Source organism: uncultured Caballeronia sp. (assembly GCF_964243625.1).
In the GTDB taxonomy this organism is placed as follows: Bacteria; Pseudomonadota; Gammaproteobacteria; order Burkholderiales; family Burkholderiaceae; genus Caballeronia.
On sequence record NZ_CAXTGZ010000334.1, the window covers coordinates 1 to 6,699 of the forward strand.

At 59.7% G+C, this 6,699-nt stretch carries 7 protein-coding genes; 3 read left to right on the top strand and 4 right to left on the bottom strand.

The annotated features are described in order from the left end of the window. From ACFFAR_RS20735 to ACFFAR_RS20750, 4 genes are all read right to left on the bottom strand, one after another. A partial coding sequence (locus tag ACFFAR_RS20735; RefSeq protein ID WP_375508370.1) for an ABC transporter ATP-binding protein occupies positions 1-773 on the bottom strand: 773 nt, incomplete at its 3' end. Positions 774-807: 34 nt separating this feature from the next. Next, a complete protein-coding gene (locus ACFFAR_RS20740; protein WP_197672672.1) occupies positions 808-1,701 on the bottom strand; it encodes a carbohydrate ABC transporter permease in 894 nt (297 codons plus the stop codon). Positions 1,702-1,709: 8 nt separating this feature from the next. Further along, complete coding sequence (locus ACFFAR_RS20745) at positions 1,710-2,606, bottom strand: ABC transporter permease subunit (protein WP_174363854.1); 897 nt, start codon at positions 2,604-2,606, stop codon at positions 1,710-1,712. Positions 2,607-2,644: 38 nt separating this feature from the next. Next, positions 2,645-3,988 carry an ABC transporter substrate-binding protein gene (locus ACFFAR_RS20750; protein WP_375508371.1) on the bottom strand — a complete coding sequence of 448 codons (1,344 nt, stop codon included), beginning with the start codon at positions 3,986-3,988 and terminating at the stop codon, positions 2,645-2,647. Between the two features lie 165 nt (positions 3,989-4,153). Between ACFFAR_RS20750 and ACFFAR_RS20755 the strand changes: the two genes are divergently transcribed. The 3 genes from ACFFAR_RS20755 to ACFFAR_RS20765 form a co-directional block, all read left to right on the top strand. Beyond that, the gene (locus ACFFAR_RS20755; RefSeq protein WP_174363852.1) at positions 4,154-5,068 is read left to right on the top strand and encodes a LysR substrate-binding domain-containing protein; all 915 of its coding nucleotides are present in this window, start codon (positions 4,154-4,156) and stop codon (positions 5,066-5,068) included. A 112-nt stretch (positions 5,069-5,180) separates the two neighbouring features. Then, a complete protein-coding gene (locus ACFFAR_RS20760; RefSeq protein ID WP_174363851.1) occupies positions 5,181-6,350 on the top strand; it encodes a hypothetical protein in 1,170 nt (389 codons plus the stop codon). A 123-nt stretch (positions 6,351-6,473) separates the two neighbouring features. Continuing rightward, on the top strand, positions 6,474-6,699 hold a 226-nt coding region (locus tag ACFFAR_RS20765), incomplete at its 3' end, for a LacI family DNA-binding transcriptional regulator (RefSeq protein WP_375508372.1).

A 6,699-nucleotide genomic window follows, 5' to 3' on the forward strand; every position in this document is an offset into this window, starting at 1 on the left:
GCAAGCCCGTCCGACATGACAAACTGACCACCCCTGCCTTCCCCGCGCAGCAAATTCATGGCCGGCGAGCCGATAAAACCCGCGACGAACGCATTGGCCGGTTCGTTGTAAATTTTCTCGGGCGCGTCGATCTGCTGAAGCACGCCCTCCTTCATGATCGCGACGCGCGAGGCGAGTGTCATCGCTTCGACCTGATCGTGCGTGACGTACACCGTCGTGACGGCAAGCTCGCGGGCGAGGTGCTTGAGCTCCGCGCGCATCGACCCGCGCAGCTTGGCATCCAGATTCGACAGCGGTTCGTCCATCAGGAAAACGCGCGGCCGCCGCACGATGGAACGCGCAAGCGCCACACGTTGACGCTGACCGCCGGATAACGCCGCGGGGCGGCGCGTGAGCAACTGGCCGAGTTCGACCCGGTCCGCCGCACGCCTGACTTCGCGATCGCGCTGCTCGCCGGTCACACCCCGCAGCTTGAGCGGATACCCAATATTGTCGTACACGCTCATGTGCGGATACAGACCGTAGTTCTGAAATACCATCGATACATCGCGTTGCCGTGGCGGCACGCCGTTCATGCGCTCGCCGTCGAACATCAGGTCGCCGCCGGTGGGATCTTCGAGGCCCGCGATCATGCGCATGGTCGTGGTCTTGCCGCAGCCGGACGGTCCGAGCAGCACGAGGAACTCCCCTTCGGCAATACTCAGGTTCAAGTCCTTGACGGCGTGAAAGCCACCCCAGTTCTTGTTGATGCGATTCAATGTGACCGTAGTCATGAACTTCGCCTTAAATAAAGAGTTGGGGCACGGATCAGCGGACAGCGCCGGCCGTCGTACCGCGAATCAGATAGCGCTGCATGAACGAAGCGAACAGGAACATCGGCAGCATGATCAGAATGCCGGTGGCGGAAAGCAGCTGCCACAGATCGCCCTCTTCGCGGTTGAACAGGCTCATGGCGACTGGCAGCGTGACTGCATCTTCCGAAGTCAGGATCACGGCGATGATGAAATCGTTCCACGACAAGATGAAGCAGAAGATGCCCGCTGTGACAATGCCCGGCAGCGCGATCGGCATGATCATCTGGTAGAGGACCTGGAGACGGGTCGCACCGTCTATCAGCGCGGACTCTTCAATATCGATCGGAATCTGATCGATGAAACCCTTGATCATCCAGATTGCGAACGGCATGACGAGCGCGGTTTGCACCACGATCAACGCCAAGCGCGTGTCGTAGAGTCCGAGATCGCGGAACATGAGGAAGAACGGCAACACGATCACCACTGGCGGCAGGAACTGCGTGGCGAGCACGGCAACCAGCATCGACTTGTGCGCGAAGAGCCTGAAGCGCGAGAACGAGTACGCGGCGGCAGTCGCGATCGGCAGCGTGATGACGACCGTGCTCATGGAAACAATGATCGAGTTGATCAGTTTGTCCTGCACGCGAAACGGCTCGCGCATGATCTCGAAGAAATTGCCGATGGTCGGCGTGAACGTCACGCGCAACTTGTAGATATCCACGTAGTGCTTGAACGCGGCGGACAAGATCCAGAGCAGCGGCAACACGATCACCACGAACAGCAGGGCCATTGCAACGCCGCGTCCAAACCAGCCCAGCGAAGCGCGAAACCTGTGCGGTGCGGTGTAGCCGGCGGGGGATGCGGATTGCGTATGCGGCAACATGTCGGGAATGGATTTCGAGTTCATGTCGTTCCTTATTTCCCACGCTGTGAAAGACGGACATACAGCACGGTCAACGCCATCATCGGTATGACGAGGAGCCAGCCGAGCGCCGACGCATAACCCATGTTCAGGTACTTGAAGCCCTGGAAATAGATGAAGTGCGTGAGTGTCTGCGTTGCCTGCCCGGGACCGCCATTCGTGATCATCACGACCTGGTCGAATACTTTCATTGCGAAGATGGCCTTGAGGACCATGGCAACCGCCAGAACCGGCCACAACTGCGGCAGCGTAATCGAGAAAAACACTTGAAGCGGGGTTGCGCCGTCTATCTCGGCCGCTTCCTGGCTTTCCTTCGGCACCGACGCGAGCGCGCCAATGAAGATGAGCGCAAAGTAAGGCGTCCAGTGCCACACATCGCTGGATAAAACCAGCCAGAACGCCGCGGTTGCGTTGCCAAGAATGTCGATATCTTTCAGACGCAATGCGCGGCTGATTGCGCCGGCCACGCCGAAGTCGGCGTTTGCCATGAAACGCCAGAGCGCGCCGATCAACGCGGGGCTCATGGCGAACGGCAGGATCAGCATGGAGCGCAAGACCGCGCGAACCAGACCGCCGCGAAACAGCAGTACGGCGATTGCGAGCGCGAACCCGACGGTCAGCACCACGGAGGCCACCGTGAAACGCGCGGTGACCCACGCCGAATTCCACATTGACGGGTCGGTGAGAGCACGCGTGTAGTTATCGAAGAGATAACCTATTTGCGAGAAGCCGTCTGAGGGCAACCATAAGGACTTCGATTCATTCGCGCGGCCGAGATTCCAGTCGCGAAAGCTGAGATAGAAGGTCGTGACCAGCGGATAAAGCGCCGTGCCGAGCACGATCAGCAATCCCGGCGCAACCATTCCATACTTGGCGATACGTTCAGACATGACACATGTTCCTCAAGTGGACCCGTTCTGCTCGAGCTCTAGCGAAGCGCGCGCTGCACGACATGATTCGCGCGCTGCGCTGCCGTATTCATGAGTGCATCGACGTCGCCTCCGGACGCCGCCTGGTTGATCGCCACCGAAGCAAGATCTGCGACCTCCGGCCAGTAGACGACTTCGGGCATCGGCGCGGCATTGCCTTCGAGCGCCGCTTTGGCCGCCAGCAAGATGTGGTCGTTTGCTGCATTGACCTGGGGGTCGCCCATGCTCGACCAGCGGTTCACCACACTGTTCACAACTGCAAATCCATTGACGTTGCGCTCGATCGCATTGCGTTTGTCCAGATCGGAATTCGTGACCCATTTGAGGAACTCCCACGACGCATCCTTGTGCTTCGAGTAAGCCGAGATGGAAACCGGCATCACGTTGATCACTGTGCTCGGCGGATCGCCCGCCTTGTAGGCCGGCATGGGCGCAAAGCCAACCTGATCCTTCGTGAGCGTCGAGTCTTTAGGATTGGTGGCGGCTGAATAAGCCCATTGCCAGATTGGCAGCACCGCGCTTCTGCCCTGCTGGAAGGCGACGCGGCTGTCTTGTTCCACATTCGACGTCGCGCCCGCCCCGCACAGGTTGTTCTTGGTCATCAGGCCGACGTACTCGCGCGTGGCTTCCATGGCTTTTGGCGAGGTCCATGCCGGATAGCCCCTGTCATCGAGAATCCGGCCACCCGCGCCGCGCACGAAATCGGCCCATGCAAACAGGTTCTGGCGGTTGCCATCCGCGCCGTAGTAACAACCGAGCGGCGCAACATCCGGGAAGGCTGCACGAATCTTCGGGCCCGCATCGATCAGGTCTTGCCAGGTCTTTGGCGGCTTCAACCCGAGCTTCGCAAAGATGTCCTTGCGGTACAGCATCATTTGCACGTTGCTGCGTAACGGCAGTCCGTTGAGTTTGCCATTGATGGTGAGGGCTTCGAGAAATGCGGGCGGATAGTCGTTGAGGTCGAGCTTGTCGCGCGCAATGTAATCGTTGAGGGGCATCAACCAGTATGCGTAGGACGCGCCCCACTGATCCAGATAGTTCACCACGTCGAAGTTGCCGTTCGCGGCTACGCCCACGCTCGTGACTTTTTCCTGCAGCGCCTTGAACGGCACGAAGGACCACTTCACTTCTATGCCGGTCAAGTCGGTGAATTCCTGTGTGCGTTTTTGCAGCGCAGTGAACTGCGGAGTCGATACCGCCATGACCTTGATCGACTGCCCTGCGTACGGTCTGCCGGCTTTTAGTGCGTAGGGTGCGGGCTCACCGGCTGCCACGGCCGTCGTCACGACACCGGTGACGGTCATCGCGACATAAAAGGCAGCACAGGCAAATCGATGAAACATGATCGTCGCTCCATTGATGCGTTCGAGGCTTTAACCAGACATCGGCCGGGCGTTGACCGGGCCTTGATTTACTGCTTGTTCTTGCATGGAAACAAATTTGCGCCGGTCAATTTGTTCTGTCTAATATATTATTCATTGGAGTTTCATACGTTTTAGGAATGAAACATGATCGACTTGCGCCAGCTTCGTTATTTCGTCGTGCTCTCGGAAGAGCTCAATTTCGGGCGCGCGGCCGCGCGCCTCCACATCACGCAGCCGCCTCTCAGCCAGCAGATCATGCAGTTGGAGGCGAGCCTGGATACGGCGCTCTTCATTCGCGGCAAACGCCCGCTCAGGCTGACTCACGCAGGTGTCGAGCTGCTCTCGGGCGCGCGCCGGCTGCTGGCTCAGGCAGACGTCGTTATCGAGCATGCGAAGCTTGCCGGCCGGGGCGAACGAGGCCGCCTCGGGATCGCTTTCGTGGCAGGCGCACTGCCTCAGCTCTTGCCTCAATGCATTGGCGCCTATCGCACACGGCATCCCGACATACGCCTCGAACTGCGGGAAGGCGTGACGCAAAGGCAGCGCGAAGCGATCCTCGCCGGGGAGATGGACATAGGGTTCGTGCGGCCGATCGGCAATGACAGCGGCGAACTCTCCACGCGCACGCTGATCCGCGAACCCATGATGCTGGCGCTCGGCGAATACCATCCGCTGGCGCACCTCGAACGCGTGCCGGTCGAAGCACTGGCAGCCGAACCGTTCATTCTTTTCAGCCGCAAGGACGCGTTCTACTTCCACAAGATCGTCTCGGACATTCTTCACGAAGCCGAGGTCGTGCCCGAGATCGTGCAGGACGCAACCCAGCTCTACACGGTCGTGGCCCTGGTATCGAGCGGCGTGGGGCTTGCGATCGTTCCGGCGTCCGCGAGGCACATGCGGTTCCCGGGCGTCGCCTTCCGGCCACTCGATATCGACAAACCCGTCAGCGCCGTCCTGGACCTGATCTGGCGATCCGACGACGATCATCCTGCGTTGATGAATTTCATCGACATTGCGGTGGCGCAAGCTGCGCAATATCTCGAAACCGACATCTCCTGACGTTCGGGCCAGCACACTAATTCTTCGATGAACTTGCCCTTTCCGCCTGTTTTGCATTAGCCTATGCATTCGAATGCATAAAATCGCAAAGAACAGGAATGGAGAAGTGAACATGAGTGAAGCAAAGACGCTCGACCAGGCCGCGGCGAAGAGCCGGCTGGTTCTCAGATCGGACATGGTGGCGTGCAAGATCGCGTTCATCGACTGCAAGATGAAGGGGTCCGATCGCAAGGAAAATTATTCGCTGATCGGAGCAGGTGTGTCACAAAGTGAAGACCAGGTGGTCAATCTGCGCGAACCACATGGCTTCAGTCTTGGCGTTGCGGCCATGCCGCCCGGTGTCGTGAACAATCTCCATGTGCATTACACGGCAGAGGTCTTCATGATTTTCAGCGGCCGCTGGCTATTCCGGTGGGGTGCGAATGGAGACGAGGGCACCGTGATCGGCGAGCCCGGCGACGTACTGAGCATCCCTACCTGGATCTTTCGCGGCTTCAGCAATATTGGCAATGACGACGGCTGGATTTTTTCGGCGCTTGGCGGCGATGACACCGGAGGCATCATCTGGCATCCATCGATCCTCGAACAGGCGGCGCGACACGGGCTTTACCTGACCAAGGAAAATCTCCTTGTCGACACCAGCAACGGCACAGCGAAGCCTGCAGACGATGCGCTGCTCGAGCCCATCGACCAGGAGACAGCCGAGAGCCTGCGTCACTATTCGCCCGATGAAATGCGCAAGCGCATGGTCACGGTCGCCGACCGGAAATGGTCGCGGCATGCCCTTCTCGGCAGTGTGCTGCCGGGCCATCGCGCAGAGGTCGCAAGCATCGTGGGCTTCGGCATCACGCAGGACCGCAACCAGCAGGCCGACATTCTCTATCCACATGGGTTTTCCATCGACTGGTTGCTGATCGATCCGGGGCAGGAGATCGGGACTCATCGCGTGGATGCCAAGCAGGTCCTGATCGTATTCGACGGTGAAGCCGAATTGATCTTGAACGAAGGCGCCGACAAGACGCCCGTTACCGTGCCGCGTCAGGCCTTGTACTCGGTGCCGGCGAACGTCTGGCGCTCCGTCAGATCTGTTGGCGACGCGCCCCTGCTCGTGGCGGTCATGACGACGGGCGACCAGAAGAAGCACATCGTATGGTCTCCGGCGATCGTCACTGCGGCGGCTCAAGAGGGGTTCGGCGTCGACCATAACGGCTATGTGGCGCCGCTGCGCCTGTTACCGTACGAGACTCAGCAAGCTGTCGCTGCAGTCAGCCTGACGGCCTGAGCGGGGCGGCCCGGTTAGAATCGCATTTTTGACCGCGATGGACCGCGATGTCATTCGGTATCTCGCCAGGTCAGTGATTCAGCTCCGTCCAACACCCACGCCATGCCGCCAATAGACACCGCCTTGCCCCGCCCTGCCCGCGCGACGTCCTACGACGTTGCGCTCGCTGCGGGCGTGGCGCAATCGACCGTATCGCGGTGCTTCCAGAAAGACAGTCCTATCTCCCCGGACACACGTGCGCACGTGCTCGCTATCGCGGAAGAGCTCAACTATCGGCCAAACGCGCTGGCGCGATCGCTCATTCTCGGGCGCTCCGAGGCGGTTGGCGTCATCGTCACGAAATACACAC

Bases quoted from the DNA above. Each gene is read 5' to 3' on its own strand.
- ACFFAR_RS20755 (WP_174363852.1), top strand. From the start codon at position 4,154: ATGATCGACTTGCGCCAGCTTCGTTATTTCGTCGTGCTCTCGGAAGAG.
- ACFFAR_RS20745 (WP_174363854.1), bottom strand. From the start codon at position 2,606: ATGTCTGAACGTATCGCCAAGTATGGAATGGTTGCGCCGGGATTGCTG.
- ACFFAR_RS20740 (WP_197672672.1), bottom strand. From the start codon at position 1,701: ATGAACTCGAAATCCATTCCCGACATGTTGCCGCATACGCAATCCGCA.
- ACFFAR_RS20750 (WP_375508371.1), bottom strand. From the start codon at position 3,988: ATGTTTCATCGATTTGCCTGTGCTGCCTTTTATGTCGCGATGACCGTC.
- ACFFAR_RS20760 (WP_174363851.1), top strand. From the start codon at position 5,181: ATGAGTGAAGCAAAGACGCTCGACCAGGCCGCGGCGAAGAGCCGGCTG.